This is a genomic window from Hymenobacter glacieicola, from assembly GCF_014640315.1.
Lineage (GTDB): Bacteria > Bacteroidota > Bacteroidia > Cytophagales > Hymenobacteraceae > Hymenobacter > Hymenobacter glacieicola.
Genome location: NZ_BMGS01000011.1, coordinates 49,029 through 69,488, shown reverse-complemented (window position 1 = coordinate 69,488; position 20,460 = coordinate 49,029). Strand labels below are relative to the sequence as shown.

At 60.5% G+C, this 20,460-nt stretch carries 18 protein-coding genes; 3 read left to right on the top strand and 15 right to left on the bottom strand.

Annotated elements, in window-relative coordinates; genetic code table 11:
• Positions 1 to 69: 69 nt before the first annotated feature.
• The 6 genes from IEW18_RS18370 to IEW18_RS18350 all read right to left on the bottom strand — a co-directional run bounded on the left by IEW18_RS18370 (position 70) and on the right by IEW18_RS18350 (position 9,462).
• On the bottom strand, positions 70 to 5,007 hold the full coding sequence (locus IEW18_RS18370; protein WP_188559341.1) for a DNA repair ATPase: 4,938 nt from the start codon (positions 5,005 to 5,007) through the stop codon (positions 70 to 72).
• Positions 5,008 to 5,046: 39 nt separating this feature from the next.
• Positions 5,047 to 5,469, bottom strand: coding sequence for an endonuclease domain-containing protein (locus IEW18_RS18365; RefSeq protein WP_188559340.1), 423 nt, complete (start codon positions 5,467 to 5,469; stop codon positions 5,047 to 5,049).
• 177 nt (positions 5,470 to 5,646) lie between these two features.
• Positions 5,647 to 7,815: a flotillin family protein gene (locus IEW18_RS18360; RefSeq protein WP_229728835.1), complete on the bottom strand. Its 2,169-nt coding sequence runs from the start codon at positions 7,813 to 7,815 to the stop codon at positions 5,647 to 5,649.
• Between the two features lie 167 nt (positions 7,816 to 7,982).
• Entirely contained in the window at positions 7,983 to 8,111 is a 129-nt protein-coding gene (locus IEW18_RS21900; RefSeq protein ID WP_262891901.1) for a hypothetical protein, read from the bottom strand.
• A gap of 413 nt (positions 8,112 to 8,524) precedes the next feature.
• Entirely contained in the window at positions 8,525 to 9,178 is a 654-nt protein-coding gene (locus IEW18_RS18355; RefSeq protein WP_188559339.1) for an OB-fold-containig protein, read from the bottom strand.
• Between the two features lie 68 nt (positions 9,179 to 9,246).
• Positions 9,247 to 9,462: a hypothetical protein gene (locus IEW18_RS18350; RefSeq protein WP_188559338.1), complete on the bottom strand. Its 216-nt coding sequence runs from the start codon at positions 9,460 to 9,462 to the stop codon at positions 9,247 to 9,249.
• An 88-nt stretch (positions 9,463 to 9,550) separates the two neighbouring features.
• On the opposite strand from IEW18_RS18350, the gene IEW18_RS18345 reads away from it, so the two are divergent.
• On the top strand, positions 9,551 to 9,706 hold the full coding sequence (locus IEW18_RS18345; RefSeq protein WP_188559337.1) for a hypothetical protein: 156 nt from the start codon (positions 9,551 to 9,553) through the stop codon (positions 9,704 to 9,706).
• Positions 9,707 to 9,786: 80 nt separating this feature from the next.
• Here the strand turns inward: IEW18_RS18345 and IEW18_RS18340 are convergent, their stop codons facing one another.
• Positions 9,787 to 10,488, bottom strand: coding sequence for a PspA/IM30 family protein (locus IEW18_RS18340; protein ID WP_188559336.1), 702 nt, complete (start codon positions 10,486 to 10,488; stop codon positions 9,787 to 9,789).
• A 134-nt stretch (positions 10,489 to 10,622) separates the two neighbouring features.
• Positions 10,623 to 11,021, bottom strand: coding sequence for a CesT family type III secretion system chaperone (locus IEW18_RS18335; RefSeq protein ID WP_188559335.1), 399 nt, complete (start codon positions 11,019 to 11,021; stop codon positions 10,623 to 10,625).
• A 197-nt stretch (positions 11,022 to 11,218) separates the two neighbouring features.
• Here IEW18_RS18335 and IEW18_RS18330 point away from each other — a divergent pair, with 197 nt between their 5' ends.
• The gene (locus IEW18_RS18330; RefSeq protein WP_188559334.1) at positions 11,219 to 11,980 is read left to right on the top strand and encodes an XRE family transcriptional regulator; all 762 of its coding nucleotides are present in this window, start codon (positions 11,219 to 11,221) and stop codon (positions 11,978 to 11,980) included.
• A gap of 164 nt (positions 11,981 to 12,144) precedes the next feature.
• Here the strand turns inward: IEW18_RS18330 and IEW18_RS18325 are convergent, their stop codons facing one another.
• Entirely contained in the window at positions 12,145 to 12,612 is a 468-nt protein-coding gene (locus IEW18_RS18325; protein WP_188559333.1) for a hypothetical protein, read from the bottom strand.
• A gap of 140 nt (positions 12,613 to 12,752) precedes the next feature.
• Between IEW18_RS18325 and IEW18_RS18320 the strand changes: the two genes are divergently transcribed.
• Entirely contained in the window at positions 12,753 to 13,643 is an 891-nt protein-coding gene (locus IEW18_RS18320) for an alpha/beta fold hydrolase (RefSeq protein ID WP_188559332.1), read from the top strand.
• A 151-nt stretch (positions 13,644 to 13,794) separates the two neighbouring features.
• Here IEW18_RS18320 and IEW18_RS18315 read toward each other — a convergent pair whose 3' ends face one another.
• The 6 genes from IEW18_RS18315 to IEW18_RS18290 all read right to left on the bottom strand — a co-directional run bounded on the left by IEW18_RS18315 (position 13,795) and on the right by IEW18_RS18290 (position 19,758).
• Positions 13,795 to 14,808 carry a J domain-containing protein gene (locus IEW18_RS18315; RefSeq protein WP_188559331.1) on the bottom strand — a complete coding sequence of 338 codons (1,014 nt, stop codon included), beginning with the start codon at positions 14,806 to 14,808 and terminating at the stop codon, positions 13,795 to 13,797.
• 367 nt (positions 14,809 to 15,175) lie between these two features.
• Positions 15,176 to 16,081: a histone deacetylase family protein gene (locus IEW18_RS18310; RefSeq protein ID WP_188559330.1), complete on the bottom strand. Its 906-nt coding sequence runs from the start codon at positions 16,079 to 16,081 to the stop codon at positions 15,176 to 15,178.
• A gap of 76 nt (positions 16,082 to 16,157) precedes the next feature.
• Entirely contained in the window at positions 16,158 to 16,901 is a 744-nt protein-coding gene (locus IEW18_RS18305) for a DUF434 domain-containing protein (protein ID WP_188559329.1), read from the bottom strand.
• Positions 16,902 to 17,159: 258 nt separating this feature from the next.
• Positions 17,160 to 17,903 (bottom strand): LytR/AlgR family response regulator transcription factor, encoded by a 744-nt coding sequence (locus tag IEW18_RS18300; RefSeq protein ID WP_188559328.1) that lies wholly within the window; start codon positions 17,901 to 17,903, stop codon positions 17,160 to 17,162.
• Positions 17,881 to 18,939, bottom strand: a complete 1,059-nt coding sequence (locus tag IEW18_RS18295; protein WP_188559327.1) for a sensor histidine kinase — start codon at positions 18,937 to 18,939, stop codon at positions 17,881 to 17,883. The genes IEW18_RS18300 and IEW18_RS18295 overlap by 23 nt, the downstream gene beginning before the upstream one ends.
• Before the next feature lie 342 nt (positions 18,940 to 19,281).
• Entirely contained in the window at positions 19,282 to 19,758 is a 477-nt protein-coding gene (locus IEW18_RS18290) for a DUF4890 domain-containing protein (RefSeq protein ID WP_188559326.1), read from the bottom strand.
• Between the last annotated feature and the right edge of the window lie 702 nt (positions 19,759 to 20,460).

Below are 20,460 nucleotides of genomic sequence, written 5' to 3'. Positions count from 1 at the left end.
CAGTTAGTTTGGCAATGTCAGCATGCAAGATGCTTCGGCAAGCTCAGCATGACGTGCTGAGTTGATGAATTACTCCCGCTTCAGCGCCTCCCGAATTCCACTCAAGCCACCGGCAATGCTTTCGAGCTTGTCGAGCATCTGTAGGAGCTGACCGGCGCCGGAGTTGCGGAGGTTGTCACGGAAGGTGGCTTTGATTTCCTGCCAGCGGGCTTCCTCGGCGGGGGTAAGCCAGCCCAGCAGCTCGCGCAGCTTGAGCAGGTTGGCTTCGGTGGCGCTGGTCAGGGTTTGGGCTTCGCTTTCGTAGTGGGCGGCCAGCAGGTCCGTGATTTCCTGGTCGTTCATTACGGGGCGCACTTTCTCGGCCAGCTTGTTCATGTTGCGGTAGGAGCCCTGCAGCTTGAACGGCGGCTCGGTGCGGTAGGCATCGGCTTGGGCGGCGCTGGCAATGTAGGCGGCATTCACGCGGGCCACCACGTCGCGCAGGCGCAGCAGCTTCTGGAGCACCGCCACGTACTCGTTCAGCTCCTCGGGCGAGTGGTTGCCCTCCAGGCTTAGGCCGTCCTGCTGCCCCGTTTCGGCCAGGCGGATGAGGGTGGGCACGTCCTGGGGGCTTTGGGTGGCGAGGCGGGCTAGGGCGGCGTTGCTGGTGAGGGCGTTTTCGAGATAGGAGAGGCGGAAAGCGTCTTCGGAGCCGGCCGTGAGAATGTCGCCGAGGTTGTAGATGTCGGCGCGGTTGGCCAGCATGTCGGGCAGCTGAAACACGTCGCCGCTTTCGGTGTAGGGGTTGCCGGCCATCACCACCGCCACCTTGCGGCCGCGGAAGTCGTAGGTGCGGGCGCGGCCCTCGTACACGCCTTCTATCTTGCGCTGGGCGTCGCAGAGCGAGATGAACTTCTGCAGAAACTCGGGGTTGCAGTGCTGGATGTCGTCCACGTAAATCATCACGTTGTCGCCCATCTCGAAGGCCAGGTTCAGCTTCTCCAGCTCCTGCCGCGCCCCGGCGTTGGGAGCCTGGGCAGGGTCTACGCTGGTGACGGCGTGCCCAATGGCTGGCCCGTTGATTTTCATGAAGATGAGGCCTAGGCGGTTGGCCACGTACTCCATGAGCGTAGTTTTGCCGTAGCCGGGCGGGGAGATGAGCAGGAGCAAACCCATGAGGTCGGTGCGCTTGCCCTCACCCGCCGTCCCGATCTGCTTGGCCAGGTTAGCCCCAATCAGCGGCAGATATACTTTGTCAATCAGCTGATTGCGTACAAACGAGGTGAGCACCCGCGGGCGAAAATCTTCCAGGCGCAGGTCCTGGGCGGCCCGCACCAGCAGCTGCTTCTTCAGCTCCTGAAACTGCTCGAACTGCGGCACCAGCACCCGGTCGTAGTGCAGCAGCCGGCGCCGGAAGTCGGGGAAGTTGAGGTGGTAGCTGGGGGTAGGGGCCTTCGGGTCTTGGGGGCTTAGGTTTTCCGGCGTGACGATGCGCGGGTGGCTGCCCTGGAAGCCGCTTAGGGTTTCACGCAGGGGCGTGTGCACCACCCGCGCCGAATCATACGTGCCGGTGAGCAGGAGCACGGCGCACTCGTTGCAGAAATCGGAGAGGGTAGCGGCGGTCGGGGCCTGGCGCAGGTAGGCCTGTAGCCACTGCCGAATCAGGGGCAACTGGGCGGCGGGCTGGTCCTGCAGGCCCGTCACCGACTGCTGAAACAGCTCCGTGGCCTGGCGCTCCTGCAGCTGCTTCTGAAACTGCTGGTACAGCTCGGCGGCTTCGGCGGCAATGATGAAGGTGCCGGTGTGGGTCAGCTCGTGGAAGAGGTAGTCGCCGGCTTCCGCTACCTGGCCTAGGGTGAAGAGGCCGGTTTGCTGGGCAAAGGTGTCCACGGCTGTTTGCAGCTCGGTTTTCAGCTCGTCGAACTCCTGAGAATCGGGGAATACCTGCAGCAGCACCCCGATGCCCTGGAGCTGCCGCTCCCAGTGGGCGCGCTGGTCGGGGTCGGCGAAGCGCAGCCAGTAGAGGGCCGCGGCCGCGCGGGTGTCGGCGGGGTAGCGGAGCAGGTCGGCGGTGCGGGTGAGGCGCACCAGGGCCGTGAGCAGCAGGGTGGCGTCGTGGTCGTGCACGCCTTTGAGGTAGCCTTCCTGATAGCGCGCGGCCATGAACTGCTGCACGTAGGCCAGTAGCTCGGCGGCGCTGAGGTGGCCCAGCTCGGGTACGGACAGCACGGTGGGGCGACCCGCTTCCGAGTCGGCGGGCGTGGGGTGCTGGGCGGCCTGCAGAATGCGCCAAGCCAGAAACTCGGCCCGGTACACGTCCTGGTTTTCCGATACTACGGTTTGCTCCCACACTGGCCTAGCGGCCAGCAGGGCGGGGTCGTTGATTTTCTGGAAGAAGTTGGTGCCGGTGAGGTGGTAGTGTAGGGCGTCGTCGCGCAGCACCACGGTCAGCTCCAGGGCCTGGGTATTCACGGTGAAGGCGTGGGGGCCGAACTTGAGGGTCTGGCCGCCGTCGGCGAACAGGTCGGCCCGGTCGCGGAGCTGGCGCACGGCGTCTTCGCGCAGAGTTTTCAGCCGGCTCTGCACGTCGTCGGCCTTCACCGAGTCGCCGAGGCCTAGTAGCTCTTGAGCCGTCTGGCGTACCTTCTCCACCATCACGTCGGCGGCAAAGTACCCGTTGATGTCCGCCACCGATTCTAGGCGGGTAAGCCGGCTTTGCACGGCTTTCAGCAGCCGCTCGGCGCTTTGCAGCAAGGCCGTGGCGCGCTGGTTGCGGGCCGCTACCAGGGCCGTCTTCTTTGATTCGAAGGCTTCTACCACCTGCTCGCGGCGGGTAGTAAGTTGCTCGATGAACCGGTCGAAGTCGGGAAACTTGCCTTCCAGCTCCTCTAGCTGCACCATGAGCTTGGTCAGGTACTCGTCGCACTTGGCGGGCGTGTCGGCTAGGTCGAGGTAGTTGGTGAGGGCCTGCTCCAACAGCTTGAGCTGGGCGGTAAATTCGGCCTGGGCCTCCGTGCCGGCCAGGGCCTGCCGCCGCCGCTTTAGCGCCGCCCGAATCTGGTTGAAGCGGGCGTACACCGTCGAGATGTTGTCGATGATGGCCGTGGTCTGGGTCGGGTCGGGGATGGGTAGGTTGCTCACTACCTCAATCAGCAGCTCCAGCTCCTGAGCCACGGCGGTGGCTTCCTGCTCGCGCTGGTCGGCCTCCACGGTTTTCTGCACCTGCTCCACGCCGTCGGCAATGGCCTGCACGCGCTGGGCGTAGGGCAGGAGGGCATCGGGCTTCAGCAGGAAATCCACGGTTTGGGTGGCTACTTCCTTGCTCAGCTCCTCTAGGCCAGTGGCGTGCTGTTCCACGGCGGGCAGCTCCACGTAGCGCAGCTCTTTCAGGGAAATCACCTCGCCCCGCACCCCGCGCAGCTCGCCCAGCAGCTGCACAAACTCTGTGACGGTATCGGGCGCCGAGCGGCGGATGCGGCCCACCAGCTCGTCGGCCTTCTGGAAAACAGTTTGGGTTTGCTGGGCGGTGTTTTTGCGGATGCTCTGCACCTTCTCAAACTCCTCCACGGCCGCCGTAGCCGTTTGCCGGATTTCGCCCAGGGGCTCGGCCAGGGCCTGGGCGGCGGGTTCGCGCAGCCAGTGGTAGGCGTCAGTCAGGGCGGTGGTCTGGCGGATCAGGTCGAGATAGAGGCCGGCGTAGGAGTCGTCCTTTCTGGTCAGCGTCAGGACTTCCTGTACCTCGCTCATGGCCCGCACAATCTCCTTATTTCCCAGCTTGTAGAGGTAGGAATCGGAGGTGACGGGTAGCTCGAAATCCGGGGCCGTGTAGGGCGTCTGCCAGATCTGCACGGCGTGGTGCTTCTTGGGCTCGTCGTCGGCCCGGAAGTAGCACAGCTCCCCGTTTTCAAACAGGGCGTAGCCGTGGCACACAATGGGGTTATCCACGCGCTGGGCAATGCGGTTGTAGCTCAGCAGCAGGTAGGTGCCCTGGTCCTTGTTGTAGAACACGTACAGGAAATCCTCCCCGTTCGGCGACACCACCCGCTTCTCAAACAGCATCTCCCGCAGCCCGTTGTCGAACAGCTTGTTGTCGCCGGTTTGCAGGTAGAAGCCGTGCGGAAAAATCAGGCCCTGCCCGTCGGGCAGCAGCACGCAGGCATCGGCCAAAGCATCGAGGCGCTGGGCAGTTTTGAGCTTGAAGTTGAAGATGAAGTAGCGGTACTGCTGCTCCTGGTAGGGCCGGATCTTGAGCAGAATCAGGTTGCCCACCACCGCAAAGTAGATTTCCGAGTCGTCCAGGGTCTGGTCCTTGTCGTCCACCGGCTCGCTCAGAATACCCTGCCCGGTGCTGGTGTTGTCCTCGACTTTAATGGTCAAATCGCCGCCAATGGTTTCCACAAACACCTTGTCCTCGATGCTGATGTGGGGGTGCTTGCCGCCGCGCTGCATGTCGCGGGTGGCGCGCTTCCACTGAAACTCGTGCTGGGGCGGGAAGGTGTACTCATGGTCAGAGCGGTTGTCGAGGTAGGTGAGCGTGTCGCCCTGCAGGAGCCACTTAAACGTCTTCACATCCGAGGCACTCTTGCCCACCCGGAACACCATGAACAGGTGCGCGCCCAGCACCGCAAACTTCACGAACTGGGTGTTCTTGTAGTAGCGGTACAGGTTGCGGAACTCCTCCAGAAACTGCGGGTTCTGCAGCAGCTCCAGCCCCAGCGGCCGGAAGTCGTGCTCCGTGTACTCGTACACCCCAAACACGTCGGCCAAATCTGGCTCCGCCTTCAGCCCCAACACCACGTTATACCCAAAGATGAACCGCTGCCCCACCGGCACCATATCCCAGGGCACGCAGTTGTTTTCCGTGGTAATGCGGCCAGTGCCCAGCAGGCGCGTATCCACGGCCCCAAACACCTGCTTGCGCTCCGCATTCAGCTTGTCGAGGCGCTGGCGCAGGTCGGTGCTACTCTTGAGCAGGCGGTTGCGCAGGATTTCGTAGGTGCCGGTTTCGAGTTGGGTAGTTTGTTCCATAAAAGCAGCCCAAACATCAGCTTGAGCTAAGGCTAGAAACTAGTTCCCCTCCTCAGATGAGGAGGGGCTAGGGGTGGTTGATGAAGGTAGAACGGTACTCTGAAAAGCGGCCTCAATAGCCGCCAGTACACTATCTATATGTTGCACGACTAGCTTATTCTCAAACCGCAACACTTTCAGGCTTAGACTACCCAGATAAGCGTCCCGCTCCATATCCTGCGCCTCACCGCTTGCCGTGAAATGCCCGGCGCCATCCAGTTCCACCACCAGCTTTTCGGCTGGACAGTAGAAGTCCACTATGTACGGTCCGATACCATGCTGGCGGCGGAACTTGCGGCCAGCTAGCTGGCTGCGCTGAAGTGCTTTCCAAAGTAGGGCTTCGGCAGGAGTGAGGTTGCTGCGAAGTGTCCGGCGGGTAGCTTTTTGATAGCCTAGGTTATGAATGTGGTTAGTATCGGGCATAGCTATAGAAGTCCAGAGGCTAGTTCCCCTCCTTGGATAAGGAGGGGCTAGGGGTGGTTGACCAATCGTTGAACGACAGACTAATTCTAGTTTCTAGCTCTAGTTTTTCAACCACCCCCAACCCCTCCTCATCTGAGGAGGGGAGCTAGGTTCTGGCCTTAGCTTAGATAGTAGTTATTACTTCAACTCCAGCATCCGGGCGGGCTTGTCCCCGATGCCCATTACCTGCGCCGTGCCGGCTAGTTGCGTGATGGTGGCGCGGGTGGCGTCGTCGCCAGCTTGGTTCATCATTTTGAGCAGCAGCGCCGAGACGCTGAGGTTCTTCATGTCCTCACTGCTAAGGCCGAACTGGTCGACGAAGCGGCGGAGGTTGGTTTTGAAGTCTCCACCGCCGTCGAGGGAGAAGAAGGCGTCTTTCACGGTACCCAGCACTTCGGAGTTGTGCACGGCGCGGTCCACCATTTTGCCCTTGGTGATGGAGCCGATAATCTGGTCGAAGAACATGGTTTCGCCCCCCACAATGTCGATTTTGGCGGCTTTGAGGGCCTCGCCGATAACGTCGGCCTGGGAGGCGGCAATGTCCTTTTGGATGCTGATCTGGGCCAGCTCCACCGACTTCTCCTTGTCGAGGCGCAGCTTGAACTCCTCGTGGTCTTTGCCCACGCCGTCGAGCTTTTTCATGGCGTCGGCCTTGGCTTCAATGCCCTTGGCTTCCACCGCGAATTTCTGTTCCGATACGGCGGCTTCGGCCAGGCCCTTTTTCTGGTCAGCATCGGCGCGGGCCTCAATGATGGAGGCGTCGGCGAGGCCTTTTTCGCGGCTTACTTTGGCGGCCACCAAGCCCAGCTTCTCGTCGGCTTCGGCTTGGGCCCCAGCTTTGGCTTGAATGGCCTGGGCTTCGGCGGCGGCGGTAAGTTGCAGTACGGTGGCCTGGGTTTCCCCTTCCTTCTGGCGGGCGGTGGCTTTGGCCTGCATTACCTGGGCTTCGGCCAGGCCCACGGCCGTGGCTTTGCTGGCTTCCGCTTCGGCCAAGGTGCGGATGGCCTGGGCTTTGAACTCGGCGGAAGCTTTTTCCGCCTCAGCATCAATCAGGGCCTGCTTGGCGCGGAACTCGGCGGCTTGCTTCTCCATGTCGGCGTTGCCCACCAGGGCCACCGTGGCGGCTTCGGCCTGCTGCTTGGCGGCAGTCAGGGCCACCAGCTTTTCGCGGTCGGCTTGGGCCTGGGCACGGGTGTCCTTGATTTTTTCTTCTTCCTGCACCGTGGCTTTTTCCACCGAGATTCTTTCGCGGATAATGGTCTGGATGTTCTTGCGCTCTTCCTCCAGGGCCTTTTCCTTTTCAATCTGGGCCAGGGCCACAATACGCTCCCGCTCGTTGGCTTCCAGGGCTTTTGCCTGGGCTACTCGCTCGGTTTCCACGGCGTCGGTGCGCTGCTTATTGCGTTCGGCTACCAGTACCTGCCGGTCCCGATTTTGCTCAGCAATGCGCACTTCTTCCTCGGTAGCAATGCGCGCCTTCTCCGATTTGAGGGTTTCCTCCTGCTGCACTTTTTCGGCCTCTGCGGCTTCGCGCGCCTTAATGTTGGCTACCTCCCGCTTCTGCTTTTCCTGGTTTTCAATCAACTGCTTTTCCAGCTGCAAAATGGTTTCCTGGGCCTCTACGTCCTGCTTCTTGATGGTTTTCTGCTGCTCCCGCTGGATGGAGTTGGCCTGAATTTTCTGCTCCGAGGTCAGGGCAATAATCTTCTTGATGCCCTCGGCGTCCAGAATATTGTCTTGGTTGAGCGCGGCCAGCGGGGTTTGCTCCAGGTAGTCAATGGCGCAGTCGTCCAGGACGTAGCCGTTGAGGTCGGTGCCGATGATGCGCAAGATTTCCTGCTTGAACTGCTCGCGGGAGTTATACAACTCAATGAAATCGAAGTGCTTGCCTACGGTTTTGAGGGCTTCCGAGAACTTGGCGTCGAATAGGTTCTCCAGGGCCGCGGGGTCAGAGGCGCGGTGGGCCCCAATGCTCTGGGCCACGTTCAGCACGTCGTCGTGGGTTTTGTTGACGCGCACGAAGAAATTTACCTTCACGTCGGCCCGCAGGTTGTCTTTGCAGACCAGCCCTTCGGAGCCGGCACGGGCAATAACGATGGTTTTGAGCTTGATGTCCATGACCTCCATCTTGTGGAGAATGGGCACGATGAAGATGCCGCTAAAGGAAACCTTGGTTTCGCCCATGCCGGTTCGCACGAGGGCCTCGCCCTGCACCGCCTTCTGGTACATGCGGGCAATAATGGCCAAAAAGCCCAATAACAGGACGGCGACGATGATAATCACCGCCAGGGAGAGTTGTTCCAACATGGAAGTAGGGAGTAGGAGTAAGGAAATAGATGCGGGGGTAGCGCACCCTAATTCGGGCGCGGATTGGTACAATTGGGTATGCTGGTGCCCGTCTGCACTGGGTAGAAACCGCCGGCAGGGGTGTTACGGAAGAAAAAGATGGGGTAGGCTCAGCGCCGGCGTATGGCTCACGGAAACAGCCACTCGGCTACCCAGGCAAAGAAATCGGCCAGTAGGCCATCCAGCAGCAGGCTACCCAGCCAGTGCCAGAACGTTTTGAGAGTACCCAGCAAATCAACCATGATGGATAGCAGCATTACGTTGTACTAACTCCGTTACAGGGCCGGCCAGGTTGGCGGGCAAAACCCACGCCGTACCGACCTGGTGGTAGCAAGTTTCCAGTCGGCTGCGCGACTGGGCCGGGGAACTAAGGCGGTTGTGGGTAGTAGGCCTAGGGTAGCTAATAGCTTGACCTGTTTGTTGATAGGGTAAAAAGTTGCTTCTGCTTAAAAGTACATAAGAAGTAAGTGAATAGTAGGTAAGGCAATATACACAGAGCGCCAAGGCGGCTACCCCAGCCAGCAGCCAGACCGCAGACGGCGGGCCCAGCAGAAATGCGCCAGCTGCCGGCAAGCCCAGGCTCGGCCCCAAAAAACACCAGCTTATCGTAGACCTAAACCCCTGATTCATGGCGAGTAAAGCGTGCGCTAAAGGTAGCAGAATTTAGCACTCAGGACACCTCGTACGGCTCAATTACGTAGCAGCGGCGCTGCTCATCATAATCAATCACCAGGGCCGAGTCGCCCTTGCGCAGCTGCGTGGTGGCGCCGGCTGCCCGCACGTTGAGCATTAGGGGGGCGCCGTTGGGCACTGGTACGCTGGCCTGGCCCAGCTGCTGCCGGCTGGCGGGCAGCAGAATAGTGCAAACCTTGCCCAGGGGCCGGCTGCCGTCGTGGTGGTCTTTATCGAAGGCGGCAAACAGGTGCACGAACGGCGTGGTCAGGACTTTGGCCACCAGCAGAGCCAGCAGCAGCAGCGGCACCAGCAGCAGTAACCCCAGCTGCCAGGAGCTGTTGCCCAGGTAGTAATTGAGCAGAATGCTACCCACCCAGAGCGGCAGGGCCACAAAGCTCACGAACACCATCAGCGGCACCCGGCCCAAGTTGAAAAAGGCCAGGGCATGATTCAGCCAGCTTACCCCCACGCCCCCGGAGGCGTGAGCATGCGCGTGGTGCAAGTCGGCGTCGTGGTGCACGTCCAGGTCCAGGGACTTGAAATCGAGTAGCCCCGCAATAACCGTCAGCCAGTACAGCAGCACGAATACCAGCAGGCCCGTGGGCAGCAGATTAGGCGGCAGGAGCGCCGCGTGCAGCAGTTCGGTCATAGTCGGTGGGGCAGGCAGAGTGTTGCTGCGGAAAGTACTGAAAAAGTCAGGTAAGCTGCACTATACCCTCAGGCCTGAGGCGCTGATTTAGGCGCCCGAAGCGCTTTGTTTTCAAGGGCTAACCGCTGGGTGTAGCGCGTCATTGCCACCGCGTAAAAGGTTATGCCCGTGCTCATCATGCGCACCACGGAAGGGGCCTCTAGTTGCTGGAACAGGTTTAACAAGATAGCCGTGATAAGAAGGGCTACCCCGCTCCAGTGGAACAATTTCTCAGTGGTATTCATCGGTGGGGTAGTAGCTGCGGGTAGTGAACTAAGGAAACCTCTAGGGTAACTATTGAAGCGGCTGGGTAGGCGCTTTGGGCTCCGCCGCGTGGCGTTCCAGCCGCTTGATGTACTGCCTCTGCGCCCCCACGATGAGCAGGAAGCCAAATACCAGCGGCGGAGAAGCTTGTTTGGCCTCGAGGTAGTGAAAGCCGCGGGCAAGCGCGGTAGCAATAACAAGCAGCGCGCCAAGGTAATGCGCTAGTTTCTCACTGGTATTCATGCTGTTTTGTAGTTGAATAACGAGGGCAAGGGTAGCGCAAAACCGGGGCAAAGCCGTTGAGATTACAGCCCCAGCTTCGCTTTAAGGGCTTGCAAATCGGTGGCAGCCTGGCTGCTGCCATCTTTGCCCAAGGCTTTGTCGATTTCCTGGTCGATGGACTTGTTGTCCTGGGCAATCTGTCCGTACGATTCCGCCAGGGCTTCCTCCGTGGCTACCTTTTCCTTCATGCGTTCCAGCAGGGCCACCGTCCCCGACGAATCAAGCTGGGCCAGCTGCTGGTTGATGGTCTTGGTGGCCGCGCTAACGGTAACGCGGGCTTTAAGCGTACGCAACTCATTGTCCCACTGCGAAATGGTTTGCTTGAGCTGCTGCACATTCTCCTCGAGCTGCCGGGCCGACGCTTCAAATTTCTCCTGCTCCTGGGCGGCGCGGGCCGTGTGAGCCTCGTGCTGGGCCTTTTTGGTCAAGGCTTCGGTGGCGAGGCGGTCAGCTTCGGCCGGGGCCAGCTCCTGCCGGCCCGACTTCTGCAGCAGCAGCACGGCCTTGCCTTCGTATTCGAGGGCCTGTGCCCGCCCCGTTTCGGCCTCGTTACGGCTGCGGATAGCCAGCGCCTTCACTTCAGCCAGGGCGTGCAGGGCCTTGTCCAAGTCCTGCCGCAGGTCGCGCAAGGCTTGCTCCGTGAGCTTGATGGGGTCTTCCAGCTGATTAACGGCCGAATGGGCTTCGGCCTGGCCAATTTTGAAAAGACGCGTGAAGAGGTTCATAGCAGTATATAAACAAAGGGTAGCGCGAAGCTCCGGCTCCGCATCCAAAAAATGCCGGTGGGCGGCGACAGGCCCGGGCGCAACTGACAACCGGGGCCGCGCCTGACGAAACCAAGGCTTCGCCTCGCCGAAGATTAGGCCTTGGAAAAGGCAATCAGCTCGTCGCTGAATTCACTTAGCAGCAGAGCCAGGGAGTTGAACACGGCCTCTAGTTCGGGACGGTCGAGGTGCTCGAGTTGTAGGGTGTCGCGGAAAATGACCTTGCGGCCCGACTCATCCAGCACGAAAGCACCGTGGATGATGTCGCGGTTTTTCTGGAGCAGTTGCTGGTACACCTCGCAGGAGGGCCCCGGCAAATCCAGCAGGTGCTGCTCCAGAATCAGGAGCGGCTCGCCGCAGCTCAGCACCAAGTGCCGGATGCCCTGGTCGAGCTTGTTGACCACCAGAACGTTGGCCGCCGCCTCTTCGTGGCGGATATCGAAGCCCAATTCCAGCAAAAAGCCCTTGATAACAGTAAAGTAGCGGTTGGCCATAAAGCGGATACAAGGAGTAAGAGAAAAGCGAACTGACGGCTACCTACCTTGACCTGCTTGGACCGGCTGATAAATTTGGCTCAAAAAAATAGCCGAGTCCAGAGAAGCAGTTCATGGTATTCTGGTAGCTTTACGATGCAATGGTACTGAGGTTTCAGTATATGCTCAAAGTTTGAGCGAAAATATTTTTTAATACGATGTCGCACGTCGGAAAGAACATCCGCAAGATAAGAACGGTTAAAAAGCTGAGTCAGGCGGCTTTCGCCGAATTATTTGGGCTAGCCCGGCCTAGTGTGGGAGCCTACGAAGAAGGGCGCTCTGAGCCGAAAATGGAGACACTTATCCAGATTGCTCTTCATTTTGGCCTATCTGTTGACCTGCTATTAACGAAAGAACTAACCGTAAATGACCTCTATGGTTTTGAGCGGTACCAGCAACCCGATACGCCAGCAACTGATGCCACGGCCAGTGAAGCAGGCTCGGGGACTACGCCATACGTACCCACAACCCGGCTCATGGAGTACATTGTGCGGCACCACGACGCCGCCTTCGTGCAGGGCTTGGCTAACCTAACGTTTCCGCCTGAGTTGGGCGGCGTCACCCGGGCCTTCGAGATGCAGGGCGCCGACATGCAGCCCACCGTGCGGCACCAGGATGTACTGCTCACCTGCCGGGTAGACAAGGCCACGCTACGCCTGCGCGCCGGCCGCTTGTACGCCTTCGTGCTGCAAAACCAGCTGCTGGTGCGCCGGCTGCTGGAACACCGCTCCGACAACGTGCTGCGCCTGCGGGCCGATAATCCCGACTACCCGGTGCAGGACGTGCCTTTTACCGATGCGCTGGAAGTGTGGGAAGTGCAGGGCGTGTTCAGCACCTACTTGCGTCCGCCGGCTTTGGTAGAAGAGCGGGTAACCCGACTGGAGCGGCAGGTAGAGGAACTACTGGCCCGGCTGGGGTAAGTTTTAACTAACAAGTAGAATGCTGTTACGCCGGGCGTAGGGTAGCGGCCACGGCTGTCAGACTTCAGATCAGAGGATTGGCGGTGAGATGTAGCGCTACACGTTGCCGGACAGCTGTTGAAAGGAATTTCCGGCAAGGAGCTACTACCCCATGCCAAGGCTAGCTAGTAAAGCACTGCGCCCGGCACATGGGCTGCCCATTCACTTGCCAGGGCTTGCTGGAGGTCGGGTTGCTGGCTACCCACGGACCAGTCTAGTGCCTCCGCAACAGCACTGAAAAACTGAATATCGTAGTGCATGAAGTGCTGGCTTACGTGGATCAGGCTTTCTACCACCAACTGATTGTAGAGGTTAGAAGAGGGTAGTACTACTCCTACCTGTTGCAGAGCGGGCACCGAAATGCGGGGAAGCCAGTTAGTTGCCAGCCAATACTGGTCGTCGTGGCCAATGTTGGGCAGGTGGTGCAGGTCGAGGATGGCCGTGTGAATTACGCCGAGTTCCAGCAGGTAAGCCGCCGAATTCATGCTTTCCTGAAACCGGGTCATGCGCTTGTGCGGTGCGCACCATTGGGCGCGTAACAGAAATAATTCGGCGCAATATTGTACCTGTAAGTCGGATAAAGTCAACACCATAGCAGCTACCTGAGCGGAAGACAGGCGGGAAGTTAGCGGGGTGAAAGGGCTGCGTGCCGATACGAGAAATTGCGGAAACAGTTGAGCTTGCCCCCGGCGCCGGCTCGCAGAGTGGGAAAGGAAGCGGATATTTGCCCCGTATGAGTACTGCTACTTCCTCGACTGCGGCCCCGGCCCCGGTTGCCCTGCCGTCCGCTATCCGTTTGCTGCAGCTGAAGTTTCGGCTGCTGGCGGCGCTTTCTACTGAGCTGGCTTTTGGCGCCGCGTGGAAGCTGTTTACTACCCCGCGTCGGCTACCCGAAAAGAAGTGGGAGCCCGCCGCCCTGGCCGAGGCCCGACGCTTTCAGGTGACGATTAACCGCGGGCTGGTGGCCGCCTACGAGTGGAACCCGGCCGGCCAGCGCACGGTGCTGCTGGTGCACGGCTGGGAGCACCGGGCCAGCTTCTGGGGAGCCATGGCCCGCCGGCTAGCCGCGGCGGGCTTTCGGGTGGTGGCCCTGGATGCTCCGGCCCACGGCGCTTCCGACGGCACGCGCGTGACGCTGCCCGCCTACGCCCGCGCCGTGCAAGCCGTAGCCGACGAGCTGGGCGAGGTGTACGCCGTGGTAGCACACTCCCTGGGTGGGGCCGCCACGGCCGGCGTGCCCGTGCGCTTTAACCAGCCCCAGGGCGGCCAGCTGCCCCGGCTGGTGCTGCTGGCCGTGCCCGGCAGTACCAGCGCCGTGGCCCAGCGCTTCGCCGACCTGCTCCAGCTGCCCCCGGCCGTGGTAGCCCGCATGGCGCGCTACGTGCGCGAGCAGCACGGCCGAGACGCAGAAAGCTTCAGCCTCATCCGTACGGGCCACCGCTTGCCCGTGGGCCGCGCCATGCTCTTCCACGACCACGACGACGCCAGTATTCCCTTCGCCGAAGCTCAGGAAATAGCCGCTAGTTGGCCTGGCCTCGACTTCCGCCCCACTACCGGTCTAGGGCACAACAAAATCATGCGCGACCCCACCGTACTCGAGCAGGTAGTCGCTTTTCTGCAGTGAGCAAGCGCCCAAGTCGTCCTTCCACTGCCGAAGGGTCTGGGGCAGAGTCCAACGGTTTGCCTCAGAATCCTTCGGCGTCGGAAGAACAGGGTAGGGTGAGAATGGGAGGTAGGACGGTGAAGCTCTACGCGGGCTAAAAAGAGGTGCAGCGCTACACTGTTTCGTGTCCCTCGGCCGCCAGTTGGCGCAGTACCTCGCGCATTCCTTCCGGCTCCTGCATCAGCTGGCGGACGTGGGCCAGGTACTCCGCCTCGGCACGCAGGTGGCGCTTGAGCTGGCGGATTTCCTGCTCGCGCTTCTTGCCGGTGCTCCCGAAAAAGCCATTTTCGCCGAATTTCAGGGCGTTGAGTTGCTGCTTGAGCTCCGTGGTTTGCTGGTGCAGGGCCTGGGTGTAGCGCGTGAGGACGTCATCGTCGGTGGCCTCGGTGGGGCCGGCCTCCGAGAGCAGCTGCAGTAGCGTGTACAGGTCGTTGGTTTCGTAGGCTTCCGTGATGCGCTGCATCAGGGCCGTTTTCTGCTCCTGGGCGGCCGGGTCGCGGGCCAAGTCGGGGTGGTGGAGGCGGGCCAGCTGGCGGTAGAGGGTTTTGGTGTTGGAAAGCAGCCGTTGCTGCTGCTCGCGCGACTCCTGAGCGGCAGCTTCCGCCGCTTTCTGAGCCTTGGATTTGCGGCGGGCCCGGGCGTGCGCCGCGGCCTGCTCGTGCGGCGGCAGATTGGGGTCGAGGGTGGGGGTAGGGGCCTCGGCAGCCGGCGCCTCCTCGTCGTCCTGGTCTACGCGGCGCCGGGGGCCGTATTTGCGCAGAATATCCTCGGCATCTTCCCCAAACCGGTCCTGCAAGGCCCGCGCGTTGCCCACGATAATCTCCTGAATCTGGCGGTGCTCCAGGCGGCTGAAGTAGTCGAGCAGCAACGCCTCTTCCAGCGGCCCGAACAAGGCCCGGCGGGCTTCCACTACGGTAGCGGCCGCCGGGCCTACCTGCTGCCAGTAGCGGCGGCGCGCTTCGGCCTGCTCCTGGCGCAGCTCCCGCAGCCGCTGGCGCAAACCCTCGACCTGCTCCACCGCCGCCCGAAACGCCCGCTGGGCCGGCGTACCTGGTGCTGCTTCTGGGGCCGGAATGGGCAGAGAATTGGCAGCGGGAAGGTCGGTAGCGGGGTTGTGCAGATTCATGAGGGCAAAGGTAGGGGTAGTAAAAAGGAGTAAAGCGCAGTTATCATCCCAAGCCTGTTGCGCATCAAGCAAGAATAAGGAGTCTGGAGCGACGTTTGGTGAGGCCAGGTAGCAAAAAAGACCGTCATGCAGAGGCGCAGCCGAAGCATCTTGCTCGAATCGTTGAGTTACTACCACAACATCAGCACGCGAGATGCTTCGCTGCGCTCTGCATGACATTGTCCTCTGACTAGAGAGTAATACTATAAGGCGTAGCCGGAACCCAGATTCCTCCTGCGTCGGAATGACAACGGGTTGTTTCTGCTCGCTAAGCTTGCGTTACTACGTTTTGGCTGTGTCGGTCAGCGTGGTGGTTGCAGTTATTTTTCTACCCGCTAAACACTTCATACGCCACCCGAAACGTGTTGCAATGGGCGTCTACAATGTCGCGGAGCTGCTCGGAGTAGCCGCCGCCCATGCTCACGGCTACGGGCACTTGGTGCTGGCGGCAGAGGCGCAGCACGTACTCGTCGCGGCGGCGGCAACCGGCTTGGGTGAGGGCCAGCTTGCCCAGCTTGTCGGTGGCCAGCACATCAACGCCCGCCTGGAAGAAGATGAAATCGGGCCGGACCTGGGCCAGCAGGCGGGGTAGGGTTTCGTGCAGAATCCGCAGGTAGGTGTCATCGTCGGTGCCCAGGTCCAGGGCCACGTCCAGATCCGACTGCTCCTTGCGCAGGGGGTAGTTGGCGCCGGCGTGCATGCTGAACGTGAACACCCGCGGCTCATGCTGGAAAATACTGGCCGTGCCGTCGCCCTGGTGCACATCCAGGTCCACGACCAGCACCTGCCGCGCCAACTTGTGGTGCAGCAGATGGGCGGCGGCAATGGCTATGTCATTGAGCACGCAAAATCCCTCGCCCCGGTCGCGGAAAGCGTGGTGGGTGCCCCCGGCTAGGCTTAGGCCAATGCCGTGCTCCAAGGCCTTGCGCGCCGACTGCACCGTGCCGGCCGAGCTGCTCAGGGAGCGGCGCACCAGCTCCGCGCTCTGGGGCAGCCCCAGCCGCCGCACTTCCTGGGCCGAAAGCTGCAAATCCCGCACGCGGTGCCAATACTCCGCGGAATGCACCCGCAGAATGTCCTCCTCGGCGCACAAACCGGGGTCGTAGAAATCCTCGGGCGGGGCAATACCCTGCCACAGCAGCTGCTCCCGAATCAGGGCGTACTTGGCAATGGGGAAGCGGTGGCCGGCAGGCAGTTGGATGCTGTAACGGTCAGAAGTAGCAAGGCAGGGCATTGGGAAACGGGCAGTAGCGGGGAGCTTTCTGTACGAAGAGAAGCCGGAAGAAGGCGAAGGGCCGATACAAGCCTGATTAACCCGCCTCCACCTCTCCGTTGCCTTGGCTTAAATCGAGCAGCCACTGCGGCGGCTCGGCTTCCAGCGCCAAGGCTGCCAAATTAAGCCAGGCCCCCGCGCGGTCCAGTACGGCCGAGTCGGAAGTCACGACGATATCTGTGGTATCGGCCAGCACCGTATCGGGGTTCATCACTACCTCTACCGTCCAGGGCAACCCGAGTGCGGGGCCCAGCTCGCGCAGGCGCGCCGCCAGCCGGCCGCTGTTGGACACGGGTTGGTCGAGCAGCCACCGCACGGGGCCGGGCGTGAGCGGTAGTAACGCGGCCGCGGCCAGCCGAATGGCCCGGTCAGTTTCCTGCACGGCCCGGTAAGTACCGTGTATGCTCGATAGGTCGCGCAGGGCGCCGTCGCGGCCGCGCAGCACCACGCCCCCGCTCAGGGCCGTTTCCAGGGTAATCAGCAGGTTGAAGCCATCGATAGACACCGGACGGCCATCTAGGGGAACGGGTGGGAGTAGTGCGGCTTGGCGCCGCTGGTGCTGCTCGTCGGTGCAGGCGGCTCGGCCCACGGCCCAGCGCTGGCGTTCGGTCAGCGCATACCGGTCGCCCACCAGCTTGAGGGTAGCGCTGGGCGGATACCCGCGCGTCAGGAGCCAGGACAGCTCCCCAACGGCCTTGCACAGCACCGGTATCCACTCGGGTGCAAATAGTCGGGTATCAGCTGGATGGGGGCCCCGGTGGCGGGTATCGGCAGGTCGCATAGTAGGCTTTGTGAGCAATGAACGGCAAAGAAAGAACGTCATTCCGAGCGGAGCGAGGAATCTCGCGTGCTGATGTCAGGATGAGCATTGCAACATCAGCACGCGAGATTCCTCGCTCCGCTCGGAATGACGTTCTTACTGGTCAGGTAATGCTACCTATAAAAGGTAGCAGAGACAGGATGCGCAGTAAAGCACCAGATTTCCCCGGCAACTGCAGCCCGTCAAACTCACTGACCCACAAGTTCACCATCTCACCCCTTAGTGCATGTTGCGCTCCTCAATCAGCTTAAAGAAGGCCTCCGCGTACGACTCACCAATGGGTATGATGGCCTCGCCCATGTAGATGCGGTTTTTGCGAATGGAGTCGATGTGGGCCAGGGCCACGATGTAGGAGCGGTGCACGCGCACGAAATCCTGGGGCGGCAGGCGGTCCTCGAAGGCTTTCAGGGAGTTGAGGGTGAGAATGGGCTTGGCGCCGGCGTAAATCTTGATGTAGTCTTTGAGGCCCTCCAGGTAACGGATGTCGCGTAGGTTCAGGCGCTGGGTGTGGTAGTCGGCCTTCACGAAGATGTAGTCGTCGTGCGGGGTAGGGCTGGGGGCTGGCGCGGGGGTAGGAGCCGGGGCAGCAGTCGGCTCGGGCTGGCGGGGCGCGAGGCGGTCCTGGGCTTTCTGGGCCGCTTTCACAAACCGCTCGAAAGCAATGGGCTTCACTAGGTAATCCACGGCGTTCAGGTTGAAGCCTTCCAGGGCAAACTGCTCGTAGGCGGTGGTGAAAATCACGAGGGCCTGGGGCTGCATGCTGCGTACAAACTCCATGCCCGTAAGGTCGGGCATCTGAATATCCAGAAACAGCACATCCACGGTTTCGCGCTGCAGCACGGTCATGGCTTCGAGGGCGCTGCGGCAGGTGCCCACCAGCTCCAGAAACGGCACGCGCTCCACGTAACTGGTTAGCAGGCGCAGGGCCAGGGGTTCATCATCAACGAGTAGGCACCGGAGCATACGCTAAAGTCAACGTTAGTTCTACCATAAATTCATCGGCGGTTTCCTCTACGTGCAGGTGGTGGCGGCCGTCGGGGTAGAGGAGTTGTAAGCGCTGACGCACGTTGGGCAGCCCGATGCCGGAGTTGGGGTCGGGGGTGCCGGTGCGGGGAAAGCGCGAGTTCTGCACCGTAAACAGCAGGCGGTCTTCGCGCACTAGTATATTCACGGCAATGCGCGAGAAGTTGCGGGCGCTGATACCGTGCTTGAAGGCATTTTCCACGAAGGGAATCAGCAGCATGGGCTCAATCAGGTGCCCATCCAAGGGGCCGTCCACTGTAAACCGAATGTCTACTTCCTCAGGGTCGAGGCGTAGGCGCTGCAGGTCGATGTAGGTGCGCAGGTACTCCGTTTCGCGGGCCAGCGGCACCCTAGCGGCGGCCGACTCATAGAGCATGTAGCGCATGAGCTGGGAAAGCTGCATAATGGCCTCCGGCGTATCATCGGACTTGAGCTGGGCCAGGGAGTAGATATTATTAAGCGTGTTAAAGAGAAAGTGCGGGCTTACCTGCGACTTCAGAAAGGCCAGCTCGGCGGTCAGCTGCTTGTTCTCCAGCTCCCGCCGGGCCCCGTCGGCGTCAAACCACTCGCTGGTGATGCGCATGCCGCTGCTGATAATCCATACCAGAATACCCATCAGCCACATGCCGTGCGGGGGTCGGGAGTAGCGCATGGCGCCGGGCGGCGGCCCGTGGTGCAAGGGCTGAATAATGCCGGTAATGCGGAGCAGCAAGGGCATGTATAGAAGCGCCAGTAGTCCCAGGGCTACCAGAAAATAGAGCGTAAACTTCTTCCGGGCAAAAAGGCGCGGAATCAGCACGTAGTAATTCAGATAGAAGTAACCCGCCAGCTGCAAAGGCAGCATCAGGTGCCGGGGCTGGAACGGCGGTGGGTTGTCTGACAACAGCCGCGGAATGGCCGCTACCCCCACCCAGGCCGCCACGTGCACAATCACGCGCAGGATCCGCTGACGGGTGGTTTTGTCTTGGTTGAACATGCAGGAGGTGGGTAACTAAAAGCCGGTAAGAATACGAAGCCCAAGTAAAACAAGGCATGTTGAACGCAGGGAAGGGCCTCCGCAGGTCAGCAGGTCAGCGCTACTAAACTTGCGAACCAGGGCTAGCAACTAGCTCCCCTCCTTGGAAAAGGAGGGGCTGGGGGTGGTTGATGGGGTAGGAAGGTTTCTAGAGCTGGTTCCCCTCTCCCTCTGGAGAGGGGCTAGGGGTGAGGCGATTAAAGCTAGAAACTACTCATACCCTCCGGTCAACCACCCCCAACCCCTCCTTTCCAAGGAGGGGAGCCAGGGCTAGCTCCCACGCAGGTTATTTAGCCCTTTAGGCTAGCGGGTGCCGGCGCCCTGAGGGCCGGGGCGGCGCATGCGCTCCTGCTTTTTAGCCTGGTACTTCTGAAACTGCTCGGGCGTGAGCACACCTTGCAGCTTGGCGTCGGTGCTTTCCTCCAGGCTACGCATTTGTTGCATGCGGGCCTGGCGGTCGGTGGTTTCGCCGCTGGCGCGCAGGCTCTTCATCTGCTGCATCTGGTCTTGCTGAATGGCAGCTACTTTGGTTTGCTGGTCGGTCGTGAGGTTCAGCTCCTTGGTCATTTCAGCCAGCATGTTGCCGCGTCCGCCACGGCCACCACCCGGACCACCGCGGCCCTCGGCGGGGGTAGCAGCTTCGGCCGTGCCTTTGGCTTTCACCTTGTCTTTTTTGGCTTTGACTTTGGTTTTGGCGGGAGCCGTCTGGGCCAGCGCGGCGGGAGCGGTAGCGCCGGCCAACAGGCCGAGCAGGAGGGAAGCTGCCAGAAACTTTTTCATGGAGTAGTACGGAGAGAAAGAAGAAGTGGAATGCCGATCTGGTGTGGTAGATCAGTGCACAAACCTACCCTGCGGCCTTCCTGACCCACGAAAAACATCTACCAACTCCCCCGTTTCCTCGACGCTACCCCCACTTGGCTGCACAAAAGGGTGAACTAAGGCGGCCTACTCCCGCTCCCAGGGCTAACAGACGGCCAGCTTACACAAGGCCATGCGAGTATGATAATAGGCATATGCCTACCATCCGGAGTTACTAGTAGGCTGCTGGCTTTATCAGGCGCTGATGAAGTAAATTATCAACCGGTAAAAACTACTGCGGTATGGCTATTTGCGTTACTGCTGTATATAAATTTGAATTTAAATCATTCTAAATAATCATTAAAAACGCCGAATAGATAATCTAAAACGATATTTTCATGTAGGATAAAAATATTTTTAAAAATTTTTGAACTCATATTGTATAGTAGAAAATAACTTTTCTACCTTTGTCACGTTCAACAGCCCAAACGCTAACGACTTTACGCCTTCATCTGTCATGCGCTGCCACTTTAATCAATATATGCCATCACTCAGCAAGCTGGATCGGGAGATTCAGCCGGGGTTCGGCGCGCCAGCAGACAGGTAAGGTTTCTATCTTAGGACCATCCTCCGCAAAACGCCCGAATCCTACCAGGTTCGGGCGTTTTTGTTTTCTCCGTTACT